This is a genomic window from Candidatus Flexifilum breve, assembly GCF_016713355.1.
Genome location: NZ_JADJPI010000015.1, coordinates 127,147 through 147,466 on the forward strand (window position 1 = coordinate 127,147; position 20,320 = coordinate 147,466).

A 20,320-nucleotide genomic window follows, 5' to 3' on the forward strand; every position below is an offset into this window, starting at 1 on the left:
TCGTGTGCCAACACGGCCGTAACCCGATTTGCTAAAGCGAACTTTTGCGTTCACGGAACACAGGCTTTTTGTCCAATCCAGAGGAAAACAGGACGAGGCATGCCTCGTCCCTACAGGGGTTTTGGCGAAAGAACTCCGCGTTCCAGTGGGAAACATTAAAAACCTACCCCTGACAGGGCTGGGGTGAGGTTGCTTTACCCCACGTACTGCGGCGGATTCATCCGCAAATCAATCTTGTTCTTCGCGCGGATGAGGTCGACGACGCGGTCGACTTCCTGCATACGCCGCTCCGCTGACCAGCCGAGCGCCCCCGCCATGATCGCCGCCACCTCTTCCAACAGCGGGATCGTCGTCTCGCCCAGCATGCCGATCATCGTACGGCGCAAAATCACGTCATCCAGCCGTTCGACGCGCTCGTGCTGGGCGAGGAACAGAATTTCGCGGTGCGTATACCCGCTGTGATTTTGCAGCGGCGCATCCGCGTCAATGCCGCAGAAAATCGCGATCTCGTCGGCGCGCGTGCCGTAGCGTTCCAACAACTGCGTGAGCCGCGCGGCGGGCTGACCAGTCGCGCGCGTCACCTGCTTGAACCACGCGGCGCGGGCGCTCTCCGTCGTCGGGAAGTCACGCCCGCCGCCGACGGGCAGCGACCGCGTATCCGCGCTGCGCTGGCGACCGAGCTCGCCCAACAGCCGATCTGTCACCTGTTCCGCAAACGCGCGATAGGTCGTCCATTTGCCGCCGACCAGATTGTGAATCGCGAAGTTCAGGCCGTCGCCGGGCGGCAAAATCGTATCGCTGTGATCACGGCTGATCTGTCCCGTGGTGAGCGCGTCGCTGCGCGGCAGCGGTCGAATGCCGGAAAAGGTGTAGACGATCTGCGACCGCTCCAGCTTGAGATCGGGGAAGACGTGCTGCACCGACTTGAGCAGATAGTCGGTCTCGTCCTCGGTGCAGATCACCGAGTCGGGATCATCGGCAGGAATATCGGTCGTGCCGATCAGCACCCGGTGCCCGAGCGGATAGAAAATGCAGATGCGCGCGTCCGTGTTGACATAGAACAGCATATGCCCCTGACACAGCTTATGCAGTTCCGGGTGATCGACCACGAGGTGCGATCCCTTCGTCCCGCCGATCAGGTGACTGGGGCGGTGCATGGCGCTCTTCGCCAGATCGATCCACGCACCAGTCGCATTGACAACGATCTGCGGTTTGACCTCAATGGTTGCGCCCGTCAGTTCGTCGCGCAGCGTGACCGTATCGCCGTGCGCACTGGCGACCGATACATAATTCAGCGCGCGCGCCCCCGGTGACGAGCGTTCGGCGTCGAGAATCAGTTCGAGGCACAGGCGTTCCGGGTACAGGATTTTGGCGTCGTAGTACACGGCGACGCACTTGATCTTCGGGTTGAGGCCGGGGCGTTCGGCGAGCGCCTGCTTGCGGCTGACAAAGCGGTGCAGCGGTAGTGCGCCCTTGCCGGAATACGCATCATACAGCGCCATACCGATCTTCAGCACGACCGCGCCGCGGTCGCCGGGGCGGCTTTTCAGCCGCAGGAATTGACTCGCGGCGTGAAAGAAGCCTTTCATCCAACTGTAGGCGGGCATCGTGATCGGCAGCGGTTCGACGCAGTGCGGCGCGTTGACAAGCAGACGGTTGCGTTCATGCAGAGCTTCGCGCACCAGCCGGAACTCGCCATTTTCGAGATAGCGGATGCCGCCATGCGCGACGCGCCCGGAAGCGGCACTCGTCCCGGCACAAAAATCCGACTTCTCGACCAGTAAGGCATCGACGCCTTGCAGCGCGAGATCGCGCAGCACACCGATGCCGTTGATACCGCCGCCGATGATCAACACCGACACAGCGGGATTTTTGCGGAGTTGTTCAAGTAGGTCTGTTCGTAACATGAGATCACCCAGCGCAGGAGCCGCGGCCAGTCAGAAGAGCGCGGCCAATCGTCACGGTGATCTTACCATAGCCCGCCGCCCGGATCAGCCCACGAGCCGTACCATCAAAGTGCAAATAGCCCCTCTCCTCTAGGAAAGGGGTTGGGGTGAGGTTGAGCATTTCCAGCAATTATGAAATACGCTCACGCCTCGTCCCTACGAACCCAAACTCGATTTGGCGAGCATTGTTGGCTCCCCTCCCTGAATTCGGGGAGGGGCCGGGGGTGGGGTCGGCAGCGGCGGACGCGATTTATCGCGCCCCTACGAAACCAAACTCGGTTTGGCGGGTACTGTTGGCTCCCCTCGCCTCTTTTCGCAGAGGGGAGTGAGGTAATCTACGCCACCACGAACTGATACGTGCCCGCGCCGACTTCGTGCATCAACCCGCTGACCGGCTGCCCGTTCAGCGTGATCTGACCGTCACAGGGGAGTGTAACCGTTGCGCTCGTATTTGGCGGCACGGTGATCGTGTACGTGAACACACCGTCCGCCAGCGTCCACCCGGAAATCAGCTTTCCGTACAGCGTGTCGAGCGTCGCTTGGGCGTGCGTCAGCCCGCCGCCGGGCTGCGGGCGCAGGAGCACATGTTTGTAGCCCGCCGCCGCCGGGTCGACATCAATGCCCGCGACCGTGCTGTACAGCCACGCGCCAATCGCACCATAGGCGTAATGATTGAACGAATTCATATCCGGCGTCTGGAAACCGCTCTCTTCCGTCCAGCCGTCCCAGCGTTCCCAGATGGTGGTCGCGCCCTGCGTGACCGCGTACAGCCACGACGGCCAGCTCTTCTGGTTGAGCAGATCATAGGCCGCGTCCAGTTGGCCGTTGCTGCTCAGCACATGATTCAGGTACGGCGAGCCGACAAACCCAGTCGAAAGGTGCATGCCGCGCCGCGCCAGATCGACGGTGAGTTCTTGCGCCGCCAGCGGCCGCAGTTCGTCCGGCAGCAGGTTGAAGTGCAGCGCCAGCACATAGGCCGTCTGCGTGGGCGTGAACAAATCGGCGTTGAACACCTCCGACGTGATCGTGCCGTAATCGACCTGTCGCAGCGTCCCGCGGGAGAGCGTATCGGCCTCGTCCATCAGTCGGCGTGCCTCGGACGGTACAACCGGAACAACCGGAATGTGACTGCCGACGAGATAGCGGCTGGCAAATACCGCTTTGACTTCTTCAAACAACTGCTGATAGCGCGCCGCGTCGTCCGCTTTGCCGAGGATCGCCGCAATTTGCGCCATCAGACTGGCGTCGTAGGCGAGAAACGCTGTGCCGAGCAGGTCGCGCGGCGTGCTGGCATTGATCGACAGCCAATCGCCGAAGCCCGGCCAGCCTTCCCAATCCGGCGCGCAGCGCACGTGACCGGGGGCTATTCGCCAGCAGGAACTCCATGAAGCGCGCCATGGTCGCGTAGCTCTGTTCGAGGATGCGCGTGTCGCCATAGCACAGGTAGATCGTCCACGGGCAGATGATCGCCGCGTCCGCCCACGCCGGGCCGCCATCGGTCGGCACATCCGCCGCATAGGGTACGACGGCGGGCACAGAACCGTCGGCGTTTTGCGCGTCGGTGACATCGTGCGCCCACTTGGTCATGAAGCCCGCGACATTCATGTTGAAAGCCGCCGTCCGCACAAAGACCTGAATATCGCCCGTCCAGCCGAGGCGTTCATCGCGCTGCGGGCAGTCGGTCGGCACATCGACGAAGTTACCCTTCTGCCCCCACAGGATATTCTTTTGCAGTTGGTTGAGCAGCGGATCGGAGCATTCGAACGTCCCGGTCTGCGCCATCTCGGAATGCAGCACAATCCCGGTGATCGTCTCCGCCGTGACCGGACCGGGATCGCCTTCAATTTCTACATAGCGGAAGCCGTGGAAGGTGAACTGCGACTCCCAGACTTCCACGCCTTCACCCTTGAACGTGTAGTAATCGGTCGCGTGGGCGGAACGCAGATTGGTGTAGTACGGCGATCCATCCGCGTTGAGGACTTCCGCGAAGCGGATAGTGATAGTCGATCCCGCCTTGCCCGCTCCCTTGAAACGCACGCGTCCGACCATATTCTGCCCCATGTCGAACAGATGGCGTTTGCGCCCCATCGTCGCCCGGTTGATCACCTGCACGGGCGCGAGTTCCTGAATGCGCTTGACCGTCGGCCCGTTGAGCGCGACCACGCGCACCTCAGGATGCGTGAACGTCGCGACAGGCAGCCAGCCCACCGAATTAAACGCGGACGTATCCCAACCGGGAATTTCGCGGCGCGCATCATAGGCTTCTCCAGCGAGGAAGTCGCTGTGCGTGATCGGCCCGAACTGGTGCAACCACGAGCCATCCGACACAATTGTCTGCGTACTGCCATCCGCCAGCGTGACTTCAAGCTGCGCCAGCAGCTGCGGACGATCCACGTAATTCTGGCGGTGCAGCCAGCCGAGATACCCGACTGCCCATCCATCGCCGAGCGCCGCGCCGAGCACATTGTCGCCGCGCTGGAGCAGGGAAGTCACATCATACGTGAGGTACTGCACACGCTTGTGATAATCTGTCCAGCCGGGTGCAAACACATCCGCGCCGACCGTCTGCCCATTGAGCGAACATTCGAAGACCCCAAGCGCTGTGACATACAGCCGCGCCGTGACCACGTCGGCAGGCAGCGAAAAGTGCTTGCGCACATACGGTACGGGAAAGGTGCTGCGCGCCCCACCAGCGAACGCCGCGCCGATCCACTGCGCCTGCCAATCGTCCGCCTTGAACAAGCCGAGTTCAAACCATGCGGTTTCACTCTGCGAAATCGCGCCGAGTTCATCCCACACGGTCACCTGCCAGTACACGCGCTGTCGCGACTGGAGCGGCGCGCCCGCATACACCACATGCACCGACTGATCCGAGGCGACCTGTCCGCTGTCCCACACATCCGGCTGTTCGGAGCGCAAGAGTTCCGGTTGGCTGGCGGCGATCACGCGATAAGCGGTCTGCCGCGCACCGGCGCGCTCGGTCGTCAAGCGCCACGCTAACCGCGGATGGGTGATATCAAGACCGAGGGGGTTGTCACGATATTCAGTCGTCAAATGCGTAATGAGCGTCATGCCGATCCTCTTCTAAAGTTGAACCATTTTTCGCGCACTTTTTGCTGCTCTCTCTGCTGGGAGCAGTGAATGGCACGACCTGTTCCGCGCCACGCCGCAATCAAATTTACACGATTAAGCTGATTCGTACAAATGGCATTCTTACGGGGAAAAGCCTGGTTTTCGCCCTCGACAGTTTGGAGAGCGGACACTATAGATCGCGTCTGCAGTCCGTCCCCACCCCGAATTCAGGGAAGGGAGACCGACCGGCGCGTTTGTGTAGGGACGAGGCAGAGCATATTTCACAATTAGCGAAAATTCTCAACCTCACCCTGCTTGCTGCGCAAGCCGTCCCTCTCCGTGGGGAGAGGGACGCGATCTGCCGTGCTTTTGCCCCTCGCCCTCTGGAGAGGGGCGGTTGAGCGAAGCGAAACAGGGTGAGGTTAGACAAAGTGCCGATTCTGAAATGACCTCATGCCTCGTCCTAAACGCTTTGGCTGGCCCCCTCTCCTGGAGGAGAGGGGCTGGGGGTGAGGCTGGCTCTGGCTAGATCGCTTTCGGCCCGATGATCGGCCCGGCCAGACGAATCACGGGCTGATCCAGCGGCGTTTGCCACTGCTTGAACGTCGGACTGCTGTAGAAGCGCGTATCCCCCGCTGGCGGGAAGCGCGTCACCAATTGATTGACTAGCGCGTCGGACATGAACAGCAGCGGATTGAGGATGTAAATCCCCATGCGAATCTCGATGTGCACATGCTGTTCCTTGAAGTCGATCTCGCCGAGCTGCGTCGTCGGCATGACGGTCGCGCCGCGCTGCAGCGTGCGATTCGGCTTGGCAAGATGCCCGTAGATGATGCGATACTTCCCCACGAGCACATCGACGCGGTTGGGCGGAAACGCCGAACCCGGCCCATCGAAGATGCCGCGTACCCCGGCGACTACGGGCGCGCCGCCCGTGTGCTCCAAATCCAGCCCGCCGTGCAGTCCCTGACTGTAGCCGTTGTAGTTGTTCTGAGCGCCGTAATCCCACGCGAACTGCGTGTTCCCGAAGTAAAACACCTTGTTGATGTACTCGAAGCCCAACGGGAGCCGCTCAAAGCCAAACCCGATGCCGGGCACGCCCGGTTTCACCGTCGTCATGTACACCTGATTGGTGATGGTGTTGCGTTCGGCAGACCAGCCGCGGCTGTGTTTCCAGAACACGTTGCCCCCGACAACCGTTCGCGAGTTGGTCTCCGCCGTGATCTGCTGCCCGAGATAGAGCACGCCCGTAACCGGCGCGGCGGTGCTGGCGCTCGCGCGAATGTTCAGGATCGGTTCGACCACATAGAACGTCGTCGTGTTCGGCGGCGGCGGGGGTGGGGGCGGCGGAGTGACATTCACTGGCGTCATGTAGATCGTGCGGTTGTCGACGCGCCGCTCGGCTGACCATCCGGCACTGTGCCGCCACCAGATGATGCCGTCTTTTTCGGTGCGCGAGTTCGCGTCGACGATGACTTTCTGACCGGAACGCAGCTGCACATTGGGCAGGATATAGCGACTGTCGAGACCGGGGGCGCTCCGCACATTCAGCGCGACCACAATCACTTGAAAGACTTTATCGGCCATCACGCGATTCCTTTCCTATTCATCCTCGTCCGGCTTATGACCGCCACGCTGGAGGAGGATAACCCGGCTTTCTATTTCTCGCACTAGCGCCTCCACGTACCATCGGCCTAATCGGCGGTGAGTGGAGTGTATGTTTTACAAAAGCGGCAATTGCAACTAAAATGTAATGTCTATAGAAATTCTAATCATGCAGGCGCCTGTGCTGCCAGAAGAGCCAAACCGGTATGTCCGAACAGTCATCATCCACCGCCTTAGCGCCGCTGCTGACCACGAAATTGTACCGGCCGCCGCCGCGACCGAATCTGGTCGTGCGTTCGCGGCTGTTCGCGCGGTTGGATGAAGGACTGCGTCGCAAACTCACGTTGATCTCCGCCCCGGCAGGCTTCGGCAAAACCACGCTGATCAGCGCGTGGGTCGCCGCGTGTGCGCAGCGTGAGCCGCGGGTCGCCGCCGCGTGGCTCGCGCTGGAAGAAGACGATCACGATGTGCTGCGTTTCCTCACCTACTTGATCGCCGCGGTGCAGACCTGCGCGCCCACGGTGGGCGCGGCTTTGCTCCCGCTCCTGCAAACTCAGCCACCCCCACCGACCGAGGCGCTGTTGACGGCGCTGCTCAACGACTTGGCGCCCTTGACCGCCCCGATCATCCTCATCCTTGACGACTATCATCTGGCCGATTCGCAGCCAGTTGACGCGGCGCTCACGTTTCTGCTGGAACATCTGCCGCCGCACTTGCATCTGGTCATCACCACGCGCGAAGACCCGGATCTGCCGCTGGCGCGCCTGCGAGCACGCGCCGAGTTGACCGAACTACGCGCGAAAGACCTGCGCTTCACCCCGGAGGAAGCTGCCGATTTTCTCCAGCAGGCGATGGGACTTCACCTGTCCGCCGCCGATATCGCCGCGCTGGAAAACCGCACCGAGGGCTGGATCGCCGGACTGCAGTTGGCGGCGCTGTCGCTGCAAGGCGAGACCGATACCGCCGGGTTCATCCGCGCCTTCGCCGGGGATCACCGCTACATCGTCGATTACTTGGTCGCGGAAATTCTTGAACGGCAGCCCCCAGCCGTGCGGCGCTTCCTGCTGCAAACGGCGCTTCTCGACCGCTTCAATGCGCCGCTGTGCGCCGCCGTCACCGGACAGCCCGAAAGCGCGGAGCGCCTGGCCGCCCTGGAGCGCGGCAACTTCCTGATCGTCCCCCTCGATGATCAACGCCAGTGGTATCGCTATCACCACCTGTTCGCCGATGTGCTGAGGGCGCATTTGCGCGCTGAACAGCCGGATCAGATCGCCGGGCTGCATCACCGCGCGAGCGTGTGGTACGAGCAGAATGCCCTGCCCAACGCGGCGATTCACCATGCGCTGCTCGCCAGAGATGTTGAGCGCGCGGCTGCTCTGATCGAACGGGTGGTGCCGCACCTGCGCCGCACCCGTCAGGAAGCGCTGCTGCTCACTTGGCTGCAAGCGCTCCCCGAGAACATCTTCCCAGCCCGGCCTGTGCTCAGCGTGCACTATGCCGGGACGCTCTTGCAGAGCGGGCGGCTGGATGGCGTTGACATCCGCCTGCGCGCTGCCGAACTCTGCCTCGAACGGCTTACGGCGCATCCGGAAACCGCCGCCGAACTGGTGATCGTCGACGAAGCTGAATTTGATCGGCTGCCGAGCGCCATTGCCATGTATCGTGCCGCCACGGCGCTGTATCAAGGCCGGGTGAGCGATACGATCTACCATGCTAACCGCATCCCCACACTGGTACACACCGACGATCACCTGCCCCGTGGCGCGGCGGCCGGTCTGCTCGCGCTCGCCTACTGGACGCAAGGGGATCTGGATGCGGCGCGGCCCGCATGCGTTGAAAGCATGGCGCAGTTGGAACAGATCGGCTATCTCTCGGACATGCTCGGCATTGTCATCGCGCTGGCCGACATCCACAGCACCCAAGGTCATCTGCGCGCCGCCGCTCACCTGTTGGAGCGTGGCTTGCAGCTTGCAACCACGAACGGGGCGGTGCTGCGCGGCACTGCCGATATGCACGTCGGCTTGAGTCAGATCCACTACGAACAGGGCGATCTGGCCGCGGCCGCGCAGCACTTGACGCACAGTCAGGCGCTCGGCGAATTCGCCGGACTGCCGCAAAACCGCTACCGCTGGCGGGCAGCGCAGGCGCGCATTCACGCTGCCGAGGGCGATCTCGACGGCGCGCTCACCCTGCTGGATGAGGCCGAACGTCTGGTTGAGCATGACTTCTTCCCGAATGTGCGCCCGATCCCGGCGCAGCGCGCGCGGCTGTGGCTCGCTCAGGGGAACCTCAGCGCCGCGCTCGGCTGGGCGCGCGATCACCAGCTGACGATTGACGATGAACTCAGCTACCTGCGCGAGTATGAACACAGCACGCTGGCGCGGATTCAGCTGGCTCAAGCCAGTGACCACCGCGCCGATCCGTCGCTGCCGGACACCCTGCGCTTCCTTGAGCGGCTGATCGCTGCCGCGCAAGCCGGCAACCGGATGGGCAGCCTGATCGAACTGCTGGTGCTGCAAGCCGGGGCGCACCATCTGCACGGCGACACTGTCGCCGCGCTCACCTCCCTCACCCGCGCGCTGACGTTGGCCGAACCAGAGGGTTATGTCCGCGTCTTCGTGGACGCCAACGTACCGCTGACACGCCTGCTGGAGGAAGCCGCGCAGCGCCGCATCCACCCGGATTACGTCCAGCGGCTGCTGAATGTGACGGGCACAGTGCTCCAAATCGTCCCGACTCCGGCAGGCTTGACCGAACCGCTGAGCGAGCGCGAACTGGAGGTGCTGCGCCTGCTCGCCACCGACCTGACCGGGCCGGAAATCGCCGATCAGCTCATGGTCTCACTGAACACGCTGCGCACGCACACCAAGAACATCTACACCAAGCTCGGCGCGAACAATCGCTTGGCAGCACTGCACCGCGCCGAGGATCTCCACCTGCTGTAACCACCCCAGTCTGCTCAACTCCCCCGGCCTGTGACGCGCGTCACAGGCCGTTTGTATTTCCCTCACCATCTCAGTGCCGGACAAATCACCACATGTGGTGATTACGGCTCACCACATCGACTTGTATCTTGAAATCAGACCGACCTGAACCGCACGAAATTCGAAGGAGGACGATGGAAGAGGCCCAGCATGAGTGACGCACACACACCCACTGACAGCTATGACGAGCCCGGTCGCTACACCATTCGCATCAAAGGACACCTTGATGCGCGGTGGGCGGATCGGTTCGCCGGGCTGACCATCACGCTCGAAGCCGACGGGCACACCGTGCTCACCGGGGAGCACATCGATCAGGCAGCGTTACACGGTTGGCTGCGCAAAATTCGGGATCTCGGCCTGCCCTTGATCTCGGTCGCCCGCAGCGAATGACTGAACAGCAGTACTTCACAATCGCATCTGAATAGCATAGACAGAAAGGTATTTGCCATGAAGGCTCATCAGCAGACAGCAGCGATGCACCGCAGGACCGCCATCGCAACCGGCGTGCTCTTCCTCATCACTCATGTGACCGCGGTCGGCGGATCGCTGTTGTATACACCCGCCCAAAATAATCCGAACTACATCCTCGGGTCGGGGTCGGAAATGCAGATTTTGCTCGGCGTATTCCTCGAAGTCATCCTCGCCCTCGCCGTGGTCGGCACCGCCGTCGCGCTCTACCCGGTCGTCAAGCGTTACAACGAAGGGGTGGCGCTCGGCTATGTCGGGCTGCGCACGCTCGAAGCCGCCGTGATCGCGGTCGGCGTAGTGCCGCTCCTGACGTTGATCACGCTGCGCCAGACGGCGGGCACGGATGCGGATGTCGGGGCGCTCGTCACCGTCGGCAATGCGCTCGTCGCGCTGCACAACTGGACGTTTCTGCTCGGCCCCGGCCTCGTCTGCGGCACGAACACGGTGCTCATGGCCTATCTCATGTACAAGTCGCACCTCGTCCCGCGCTTCATCCCCATTCTAGGCTTGGTTGGCGGCCCGCTGATCTTCGTCGTGAATGCCGTGCAGCTCTTCGTTCGGGACGCCCACATTCCGGCAGAGTGGGGCTTCGTCGTCATCCCGATTTTCGCCTGGGAAGTCACGCTCGCTCTGTGGCTCATCTTCAAGGGCTTCCGGTCAGTCGCCGCAGCTCCCGAACCCGAACTGACGGCGACCACCAATCAGCGTCTGAGCGCCGCCTAACTCATCGACTTTTGCGGGAGGGGCGTTCCCCTCCCACCCTCTCCACCAACCGTCCAGCGTTTTGATCCCCAAGGAGGATCGTCCCATGAAAGCAGTGATCGCTACCCAGTACGGAGCGCCCGAAGTTCTTCAACTTCAGGAAGTCGCCAAACCCGTTCCGCAGGCCAAGCAAATCCTGGTCAAAGTCCACGCGACGACCGTCACCGCCGGGGACTCCCGAGTGCGCAGCTTCACCGTGCCCCGCTCGTTCTGGCTGCCCGCCCGGCTCACGCTCGGCCTGACCAAGCCCAAGAAAGCCATCCTCGGCATGGTGATCGCGGGCACCGTCGAAGCGGTGGGCAGCGCGGTCACCCGCTTTCAGCCGGGCGATCAGGTCTACGCCTACGACATCACCCGGCTGAATGCCTATGCTGAATACGCCTGTGTCTCCGAAGATCAGGCCGTGACGCTGAAACCGGCGAACGTCAGCTTTGAAGAAGCCGCCGCCCTCCCCTTTGGCGCGGTGACCGCCCTGCATTTTCTGAAGCGCGGCAATATCCGCCGGGGGCAGCGCGTGCTGATCTACGGGGCGTCGGGCAGCGTGGGGACAGCAGCGGTGCAGATCGCCAAGCACTTCGGCGCGGATGTCACTGCCGTGTGCAGTACGGGGAACATCGAACTCGTGCGCTCTCTGGGCGCGGATCGCGTCATCGACTACACCAAAGAGGATTTCGCCACCCTCGGGATTACCTATGACATCATTTTCGACACAGTCGGCACAAGCTCACTGGCGGCGAGCGAGCGCGTGCTCAACGATGGTGGAGTGTACCTACAAGCGGTCGCCGGCCCCGCGGAACTCATTCAAATGAAGCTGGCCGCCCGACGCACGGGTAAGACGTTCATCGGCGAGACCGCCTATCCGTCGACCGAAGCCCTCGTCGACCTCAAGGACTTGATCGAAGCTGGGAAGCTCAAGCCCGTAATTGACCGCTGCTATCCGCTGGAGCAAATCGTCGAAGCGCACCGCTATGTCGATCAGGGGCACAAGAAGGGCAACGTCGTCATCACGGTCGGGCAGCCCAGCCGGGGCTGACTGCCGGGCAGCGTGATCGCGCAATCAGGAAACGGATGAGCATCGGTTCTCCGCTTTCTGATTGCGTTTTCCGGCTGCGACGTACCGCTAGACATTGGTAAGACATAGAACCTCGCCCGCATCTAATTGATACCTAGTATCATTTTGGAGATAGCACATGTTAGGTGTCGTGATTATCGGCGGGAGCAGTGCGGGCTTAAGCGCCGCCCTCGTCTTGGGCCGCTCCTTACGGGAGACCGTCGTCATTGATGACCAGCAGCCGTGCAACCGCTTTTCGCACGCCTCCCATGGCTTCTTGACCCGTGACGGGACACCACCCGCTGACCTGCTCGCCCTTGCCCGGGAACAGGTGCGGCAGTACCCGAGTGTCGCTTTCAAAACCGCCACCGCACTGCACGTTGAAAAGAGCGGCACGGACTTCGCGATCACCAGTTCGGATGGCTCGCAGCTGGAAGCACGGATTGTCTTGCTCGCTACCGGACTGCATGACGAGCTGCCCGCGTTGGCAGGCATCGACGGACTGTGGGGGAAAAGCGTGTTTCACTGCCCCTACTGTGATGGTTACGAAGTCCGGGGGAAGACCGTGGCGGTCTAGGGCGCAGACGATACCGCCATGCATCAGGTTAAGCTGCTGCGCAACCTCACCGCGAACCTCACCTTGTACACGGGCAGCCTGTGGACTCCAACGGTCACGCAGCGCGATCAACTCATGCGTGCCGGGGTACGGCTGGTTGAACAACCAATCGCCGCGCTGGAGAGCACCGGCACGCAGATCCACGGAATTCGTCTCGCTGATGGCACGGTGATAGCCTGCGACGCCTTGTTCATTCGCCCCAAGACGACCCAGCGTGCGCCGTTTGCGCGCGAGCTCGGGTGTACCCTCAATGCGACCGACCTGGTTCAGGTTGATCTGCGGGGACGCACCAGTATTGACGGGGTCTACGCAGCGGGCGATCTCGCATCCCCAATGCGCAGTGTCGCTATCGCGGTGGCGCAGGGAGCCGCAGCGGCCTACGGGATCAATGCGGAACTCTGCGAACGGAATTTTGCCTAGGGCGTGTCGTTGACCGGGGCTTGCATTCATGCGGTGGCGGAGGTTCGCATGCAAAAATGTTGAATTGGGTCTAGAATCGCCCGTTTGCGCCTGCGAGCAGTGTGCTCCCTCCCAGCGACAAGGCGTCTATGTCCCGACCCAATTCTGTCTCCGTTCTCCGCCTGACCGGCCCATGGCAGTTACAACCCGTCCCACTCACCATCCCCTTCACCCCTGACCAACTGACCGACTCGTGGCACACTATTCCGGAATGCGGCCATTTACAGCCGCTGTTGTACCCTGACCGCCCGTATTGGGGGGCGCATCTGCGCGCCCTCAATGCGTCCGCGTGGATTTACCAGCGCACCTTCACCGTGCCCGACGCGCCGTTCGAACGCGCGCGCCTGCATTTTGAGGGTGTGGACTACTTTGCCGAGGTGTGGGTCAATCACATCTGCGCGGGGCAGCACGAAGGCCACTTCGCCCCGTTCGATGTGGACATCACCCGGCTGATTGAACCCGGCGCCAACCTGCTCACCGTGCGCGTCAGCTCGCCGTGGGACGCGCCCAATCCGGGCGGCACCTACCCCACCGATCATGTGCTGCGTGGGCTGGTGAAAGGCCATTACGAACACGGTGAGGGGGTCATCCCGCCCGATGTGAACCCGATTGGCATCTGGCGTCCCGTGTCGCTCAGCCTCGACGGCGGCGTCAGCCTCGATCATGTGCGCATTCACACCGATCTCGCGGGGCAGGTGGATGTGCGCCTGCGCCTTACCAATGCGACCGCCGTCGACTGGCATGGGATGCTCGCCCTCACTATCACCGCCGACAATCACACGGGTGCAGGCGCGCGTCGCCTCATCCCGGTCACGCTGCCGCCGGGAACGCACGCCATCGACCAGCAGCTGCACCTGCCCGACGTTCACCTGTGGTGGTGCTGGGATCAGGGCGCACCGGATCTGTACCGATTAGAAGCCTCCCTCCTCGACGAGACCCGCCAGCCGATCAGTATGCACAGCGAACGGTTCGGGGTTCGCACTATTCGGCTGGAACGTCACCCGCAGCACTTCGTGTATTGGCTCAACGAACGCCCCGTGTACATTCGCGGATCGTCCTACATGCCCGCGCTGTATCTGTCCCAGTGCAGCGCAGCGACGCTGGCGCAGGACATCGACCTCGCGCGGGCGGCGCACCTCAACCTGCTCCGCGCACATGTGCACGTGGCGCCGCCGGAATTCTACGCCGTGTGTGATGCGCAGGGCATGCTCGTCTGGCAGGATTTTGAACTGAACTGGATTCAAGATCCTTCCCCGGAGTTTGAGCGCCGCGCGCGGACGTTACAGCGTGACATGATCGATCAACTGGGCAACCATCCGTCGATCATCACGTGGGCGTGCCACAATGAGCCGACTATGCTGTTCGCGCGGCGGCACAACCTGGAGCAGCATCCCGATCCGGCGCTGTACGCTGATGCGCAAGTACAAGACTCGACGCGTCCGGTTTTGATATGTTCCGGGCAGATGGACGATGATTGGCAGCGTTCCGGCGACTCGCACTCGTACTACGGCGCGATCTGGAGTTCGCGCTACACCGATATTTACCGGCATCGTTCGCGTCTGCACACTGAATTTGGTTTCGAAGCGCCCGCCGCACTCTGCACGCTGCGAACCCAACCGGAGGCGTGGCAGCGCCTGCAGCATCTGGTCGGGCAGGTGGACGAACTGTGGGCGTATCAGGCGGCGCTCATCCAGTATCAGGTCGAGCACCTGCGCCGCCTGCGCTCGGACGGGTGCGGCGGCTACATCCATTTCTGGCTCGTCGATCTCATCCCGCAGGTGGGCTGCGGCGTGCTGGATGCGTGTCGAATCCCCAAAGGCGGTTACGCCGCGCTGCGCCGGGCTTCACAGCCGCTCCACATCGCGCTGGAGCATGATGGACGACAGCCGCACGCGCTGTGGATCTTCAATGATACGCCCGCCCCTTACCCGGACGTCACCATCACCTGGCAGGTGTTTGACAGCGCAGATGAGCCGGTTGAACAGGGGACAATGCGCTGGGAGATTGCCGCAAACCGCTCGCAGCGCGTGCGCTCAGCGCCGTGGTCAGTGCCGCCAGCGCAGTGCGCGCGCATCGAATTGGCGGTGCGCAGCGCGAACGGAGAGGTGTTGTGCGCGAACGACTACCAACACCCGTTCACACCGCAGCGCCGCCCGCGGGGCTATCCGTGGAAATTCGATCCGTATTTGGGCACGAAGGTCTTTGACCGGGCGGATGCGCCCAGTCTGGTTGATCAGAACGCCAACCGCCTGCTGCAGCGGATTCCGGTGGCGCTCCGGGAAGCGGTAGCCGAGCGCATTCTGCGCCAGCACCTGCCAAGCGCGTGGTTAGCGCAGTTAGCCGCCATCGGCGATCTCGTGCTCCGCTAAGCGCTGAGAAAAGATGGAGTGCCCCGTGTGCACTCCATCTTCCCCTAATTCGTGATCACTTGCCTACGAGTTCGGTCTCGGTCTGCACCGGGATCGACGCGGTATCGATCACTGCGGGCTTCGGCTGCGCGTTGATGTAGTTGCCGTACAGCCGCCACTCGTCCAGACGGCAGGAATGCACGAGGCGACCGTTCCACACCGTCATATCCGGGCAGCTTTCGCACATGTCGATGCGCCCGTCCGCCAACAGATCCGGCCCCTGAATGATGCCAATGCTCTGCACGTACAGCGGCCGGAAGAATTCTGCCGGATGCCGCAGCGCCTCGCGCCAGAACGCGCCGGAGGTCGCGCGCACGCCCTTGTCGAACAAGCTCATCAGAAAGGCGATTTTCGGGATCTTGTTGCTCGGCGAATAGATCACATACGTGCCGTGCTGCAAGTGGTGAATCGACTGGAACAGTTCCATGACTTTCTTGCCCACTGAGCCGTACATTTTGTGGGTCGTCCCCAACTGCGCTGACACCAGCCACGTGATCTTGTCTTCGGTCTGGCTGCCGCCCATGTACGCCGACGTTTCGTAGTGCGGGAAGTGTTCCTTGATCTTGTTATACACGTCCGTGGAGGTCAGGTAGGATTCCGACGAATCGCCGTCGACGACATAGGTCGTTTTAGGGTCGATCTGCTGCCCACCGACGAAATAGTTGTACGTCCCTTCCATTGAAGCGTTGCGGAAGCCGATGAAGACCAAGCCGTGCACGCGATCAATGTTCTTATTCGCCCACGTGACCATCGTCGGCACAAAGTCGATATTGCCGGGATACACCGTCATGCCGAAGCTGGCAAACAGCCCGCCGATGGAGTGCGCCATATCGGCGAAATGCTGGCGCAGTTCGAACAGCTCGGTTTCCGTCTTGCCCTTCCAGTGGGGGCGCTGCTGTTCGCTGTCGATGTGGAAGGTGAAGCCAACCGCGCCCGCTTTCTTCAGATCGACCATCAACTGTCGGTCATCTTCGAGCTTGATCCCGTTCGTGAGGATCAGCGGCTTCATCTTCAAACTGCGAATGTAGGCGACGATGTCGAGAATTTCCGGGTGAATCAGCGGTTCGCCCCCGGCAATCGAGATGTTGTCACAGTTGCGCCATTTTTTGAGCAGCGCAACTTCCTCCTTCACCTGCTCGATAGGCTTGTGCCCCTGCATACCGTTGATGCGATAGCATCCTCGACAATAGGTGTTGCACTTGTCAGTGACTTCCAACCAGCCGATCGGATTGTCATTGCCCGACCACGGAAACCGATAGAGAGCTTGCTTCGACAACTGCATGATCAACTACCCTTTCGAGTGCGCGGGGAGCTTCTGCGTAGAAATTGAGAGGGAACGGCCGTTGGGTGAGCAGCGCAGCGATTCGATGGCGCGGGGGTTCGGTACGACTCAATTAGCGTCGGAAACTTCCCAAGTCTGCTAATTTGCAGCCGCGGCCTAGTGTAACGCGAATTTGAGCGAGCTAGTAATCTTTTTCACAAGTGGTGGGGATGCAACAGGCTTCTCATGCGAGAGGCCTGTTGTAACATAACATCATCTACAGGGAGATATTTGGAGTTAGGACGCGTTTGTAGGCGCGAGTCAGGACGATCTATTGCTCACCGGTCCCGGCGCCGCCTTCCGCACTACCCTTTGACCGCGCCCAGTGTCATCCCCTGAATGAAGTAGCGCTGGAAGAAGATGAAGATCACGAGCGTGGGGATGCTGGCGATGACGGCCATCGCGCCCTGCACGCCCCACGCGACGCTGTACTGGCCTTTCAGCGTGACCAAGCCGACCATTACCGTGCGCATATTGTCGGACTGCGTGAAGATCAGCGGCCACAGGAAGTCGTTCCAGATCCACGTGAATTGCAGCGTCGCCAGCACGGCGACCGCGGGCAGGCTGAGCGGCAGAAACACGCGCAGCAGCACCTGACCTTCATTCGCGCCGTCGATGACCGCCGCATCGCGCAGCGCCGTGGGGATCGCCGAGAAGAAGTTACGCATCAGCAGCGTGCAGATCGGCAGGCCGAAAGCAATGTGCACGATGATCATTGGCCACAGGGTGTCGTACAGGCCAATCGAGTTGAACAGGCGAAACAGGGGAATCAGCACGATTTGCGGCGGGAAAAACATGCCCGCGACCACAAACACGAACAGCCATTCGCTGCCGCGAAACGGCAGTTTGCTGAAGACATAGCCGCTCAGCAGGCCGATCACAATCGAGCCAAACGTCGCCGGGATAGTCACCACGAACGAATTGACGACATACGTGCGCACGTTGCCGTTATTCCACGCTTCACCGTAATTATCGAAGTTGAGCTGCGTCGGCACTGACCACAGCCCGCCGCGCGAGATTTCTTCGGTCGTCTTGAACGAACTGATGATCACGCCCAGCCCCGGCAGCGAGTACAGAATGACGATGATCGTCAGGCTGAGGTAGAGCACCGCCAGCGTGAGGCGGCGGCGCATTTTGTCATCCGGTTGGGTGGTCGGGGCGGCTGACGCGCGGGCGAGGCTAGTCATACAGATTCTCCAGTGCGCGCACCTGCCGGAAGTAGAACGCGATCAGCACAAGGGCGATCAGGAACAGCACGACGGAGATCGCGCTGCCGTAGCCCATGTAGTATTTCTTGAACGACCTCGTTGTACATCATCATGGCGAGCGTGTCGGACGAATGGAATGGCCCACCGGCGGTCACGATGTAGACGATGTCGAAACTTTTCAGCGAATTGATCACCGCCAGCGCGATCACCACGACCGTCGCGGGCTGCAGGAGCGGAATCACCACGCGCAGCAGCGACTGGCGGTAGTTCGCGCCGTCGATTTGCGCGGCTTCGAGCAGTTCCGTCGGCACGGAAGTCAGCCCGGCGAGGAAGATCACCATCGCCAACCCGGTTTGCTGCCAGCCCCACGCGACGATCACGCTGGCGAGCGCCGTCTCCGGACTGGCCAACCAGGCCTGCGACACATCGAACAGACCGACGCTGTCGAGCGTCAGGTTGAGCAGCCCCCAGCGCGGCTGATAGATCCAGATCCAGATTTGCCCGACCACCACCAGCGACAAACAGATCGGCAGATAAAACAGCGATTTGAACAGCCGCGCGCCGCGCAGTTGGGTCTGCAAGGCCAGCGCCAGCGCTAATCCGCCGAGCGTCGGAATGGTGAGCGCGGCGACCATCCAGATGATCGTGTTCTTGATCGCGCCGCCAAACAAGGGATCTTCAAAAATCTTGGCGAAATTGGCGAGGCCAACAAAGTTGAAATCGTAACTGAAGCCGTTCCAGTCTGTCAGGCTGAAAAAGAAGGAGTAGAGCAGTGGGCCAACGACAATGACGAGGTACAGCAAGAGCGGTATCGACAAAAAAGCGACCCGCCAGAACCAGCGCGACCGAGCCATAAAAACTAACCTCTAATTTGGGATCAGGCAGCGCATTGGGGAATGCGCCGCCTGATCACTGCTATTTTCCCGATTCTATTTCTGGAAGACGTCGACGGCGACCGCTTCGGTCTGTTCCAAATACGCCACATAGCCGCTCGGGTCGTTCATGAACTGAGCGAACATGTTCAAGCCGCCTTCGGCCATCGGCGGAGTCGTCGCGAGGTCATAGTTGAAGGCGAAGACCGGCGCGGCAGCCACCACTTCGGCGGCATGCTGCATGACCGGGGTGTAGATGCTGGTGTCCACGTTGACATTCGGGGACAGCGCGCCCTGACCAAGCGCCCACGTCGCCTGCGCGTCGGTGTTCGTCAGCAGATACAGCGCCAGCGCCTGCGAAGCATTCGGATGATCGGAGTCCGCCGACATCACGAAGCCATCGACCGGGCCGACCACGGCCTGCGCCACGCCTTCATCAACTGCCGGGAAGGGGAAGAAGTCGTAATCGTCGCCGGGAACGAGGCCGTTGCCATTCCAGTAACCGGTGATCCACGTGCCCATCAGCGTCATGGCGGCTTCGCCATTGGCGACCTGATCGGCAGCGTCCGTCCAGTCATAGGCGTTGGCATCATCGACGAAGTAGCCCGCATCCACCAGACTCTTCCACAATTCCATGGCGCGCGCCACTTCCGGATCAGTGTACGCGGCTTCGCCCGCCATCAACTGGGCGCGATATTCCGGCCCGGCGGTGCGCAGCAGCAGATAGTCGAACCAGAATTGGGCTGGCCAACGGTTCATCGAGCCGAGCGCAAACGGCTTGACGCCCGCCGCCACCAGCGTGTCGCACATGGCGAGGAAGCCTTCCCAATCGGTCGGGAATTCGGTGATGCCCGCGGCTTCCATCACGTGCGGGTTGTAGAACAGCCCGGCGTAGTGATAGCCGAACGGTACGAAATACCGTTCGCCGTTGTACATCGTCGCGCCATCCGCGACGGAAGCAGGCACAACCTCGTCCAGGTTGTTGGCATCCCACCACTCCCCAATCGGAGCGAGGCGGCCGCTGTCCACGACGAACTGGGTGCGCGCGCCCGCCCAATACGAGAACATATCGGGCAGGTCGCCGCCCGCCGCCATGACGAGGATGGTCGTCTTGAAGTCTTCGTGACCGATGGGATTATCAAAAACGGTGATGCCACTTTCCGTCTGGAAGTTGGAGAAGATCTGATTCAGACCTTCGCGCCCCAGCTCACCCGTGAAGTAGTGCATGACCGTGACAAAAGTTTCTTCCGGGGCGTCCTGCGCGACAACCGGGAACACGCTCCAGGCGAGGACGAGCATAATCAGTAATGCGAACAAGCGAATTTTCATCGTAAGCTCCTGCAATTTCATAACCATGTCAAATGCGACGAACACTATTTGCAGCTCTGGGGCAGCGCACCTCCTCGTCACCACAGCCGGGATTCAGTTTACTTTTGGGGTTTGTTGCTCAATATACAACTGCGTTTCATCTTTGTCAATTAGTTCGCACCCTGTTTGACACACCCCCCTAGGAGTTGTATGATGTACAACACTTTCCACTGGTTAGTG

15 protein-coding genes are annotated in these 20,320 nt (G+C 61.4%); 7 read left to right on the plus strand and 8 right to left on the minus strand.

Going from position 1 to position 20,320, the window contains the following annotated elements:
- Positions 1–194: 194 nt before the first annotated feature.
- The 4 genes from IPK17_RS14920 to IPK17_RS14935 form a co-directional block, all read right to left on the minus strand.
- On the minus strand, positions 195–1,907 hold the full coding sequence (locus IPK17_RS14920; RefSeq protein WP_343418489.1) for a glycerol-3-phosphate dehydrogenase/oxidase: 1,713 nt from the start codon (positions 1,905–1,907) through the stop codon (positions 195–197).
- A gap of 374 nt (positions 1,908–2,281) precedes the next feature.
- Positions 2,282–3,220 (minus strand): alpha-L-rhamnosidase-related protein, encoded by a 939-nt coding sequence (locus IPK17_RS14925; RefSeq protein ID WP_343418574.1) that lies wholly within the window; start codon positions 3,218–3,220, stop codon positions 2,282–2,284.
- The gene (locus tag IPK17_RS14930; protein WP_343418490.1) at positions 3,117–5,018 is read right to left on the minus strand and encodes a family 78 glycoside hydrolase catalytic domain; all 1,902 of its coding nucleotides are present in this window, start codon (positions 5,016–5,018) and stop codon (positions 3,117–3,119) included. Before IPK17_RS14930 ends, IPK17_RS14925 begins: the two co-directional genes overlap by 104 nt.
- Before the next feature lie 525 nt (positions 5,019–5,543).
- Complete coding sequence (locus IPK17_RS14935) at positions 5,544–6,605, minus strand: hypothetical protein (protein WP_343418491.1); 1,062 nt, start codon at positions 6,603–6,605, stop codon at positions 5,544–5,546.
- A gap of 224 nt (positions 6,606–6,829) precedes the next feature.
- Between IPK17_RS14935 and IPK17_RS14940 the strand changes: the two genes are divergently transcribed.
- The 7 genes from IPK17_RS14940 (at position 6,830) to IPK17_RS14970 (ending at position 15,332) form a co-directional block, all read left to right on the plus strand.
- A complete protein-coding gene (locus IPK17_RS14940) occupies positions 6,830–9,568 on the plus strand; it encodes a winged helix-turn-helix domain-containing protein (protein ID WP_343418492.1) in 2,739 nt (912 codons plus the stop codon).
- A gap of 189 nt (positions 9,569–9,757) precedes the next feature.
- Positions 9,758–9,997 carry a DUF8691 family protein gene (locus tag IPK17_RS14945; RefSeq protein WP_343418493.1) on the plus strand — a complete coding sequence of 80 codons (240 nt, stop codon included), beginning with the start codon at positions 9,758–9,760 and terminating at the stop codon, positions 9,995–9,997.
- Between the two features lie 57 nt (positions 9,998–10,054).
- Positions 10,055–10,798, plus strand: a complete 744-nt coding sequence (locus IPK17_RS14950; protein ID WP_343418494.1) for a DUF4386 domain-containing protein — start codon at positions 10,055–10,057, stop codon at positions 10,796–10,798.
- Between the two features lie 85 nt (positions 10,799–10,883).
- The gene (locus IPK17_RS14955) at positions 10,884–11,870 is read left to right on the plus strand and encodes an NAD(P)-dependent alcohol dehydrogenase (protein WP_343418495.1); all 987 of its coding nucleotides are present in this window, start codon (positions 10,884–10,886) and stop codon (positions 11,868–11,870) included.
- 157 nt (positions 11,871–12,027) lie between these two features.
- Positions 12,028–12,465 (plus strand): NAD(P)/FAD-dependent oxidoreductase, encoded by a 438-nt coding sequence (locus IPK17_RS14960; protein ID WP_343418496.1) that lies wholly within the window; start codon positions 12,028–12,030, stop codon positions 12,463–12,465.
- A gap of 18 nt (positions 12,466–12,483) precedes the next feature.
- Positions 12,484–12,924, plus strand: a complete 441-nt coding sequence (locus IPK17_RS14965) for an FAD-dependent oxidoreductase (protein ID WP_343418497.1) — start codon at positions 12,484–12,486, stop codon at positions 12,922–12,924.
- 128 nt (positions 12,925–13,052) lie between these two features.
- Positions 13,053–15,332: a glycoside hydrolase family 2 protein gene (locus tag IPK17_RS14970; protein WP_343418498.1), complete on the plus strand. Its 2,280-nt coding sequence runs from the start codon at positions 13,053–13,055 to the stop codon at positions 15,330–15,332.
- Positions 15,333–15,387: 55 nt separating this feature from the next.
- Here the strand turns inward: IPK17_RS14970 and IPK17_RS14975 are convergent, their stop codons facing one another.
- The 4 genes from IPK17_RS14975 to IPK17_RS14990 form a co-directional block, all read right to left on the minus strand.
- Positions 15,388–16,653 (minus strand): radical SAM protein, encoded by a 1,266-nt coding sequence (locus IPK17_RS14975; protein ID WP_343418499.1) that lies wholly within the window; start codon positions 16,651–16,653, stop codon positions 15,388–15,390.
- Positions 16,654–16,997: 344 nt separating this feature from the next.
- Entirely contained in the window at positions 16,998–17,879 is an 882-nt protein-coding gene (locus IPK17_RS14980; protein ID WP_343418500.1) for a carbohydrate ABC transporter permease, read from the minus strand.
- Complete coding sequence (locus IPK17_RS14985; RefSeq protein ID WP_343418501.1) at positions 17,876–18,754, minus strand: carbohydrate ABC transporter permease; 879 nt, start codon at positions 18,752–18,754, stop codon at positions 17,876–17,878. The genes IPK17_RS14980 and IPK17_RS14985 overlap by 4 nt, the downstream gene beginning before the upstream one ends.
- A 75-nt stretch (positions 18,755–18,829) precedes the next feature.
- The gene (locus IPK17_RS14990; RefSeq protein ID WP_343418502.1) at positions 18,830–20,101 is read right to left on the minus strand and encodes an ABC transporter substrate-binding protein; all 1,272 of its coding nucleotides are present in this window, start codon (positions 20,099–20,101) and stop codon (positions 18,830–18,832) included.
- Between the last annotated feature and the right edge of the window lie 219 nt (positions 20,102–20,320).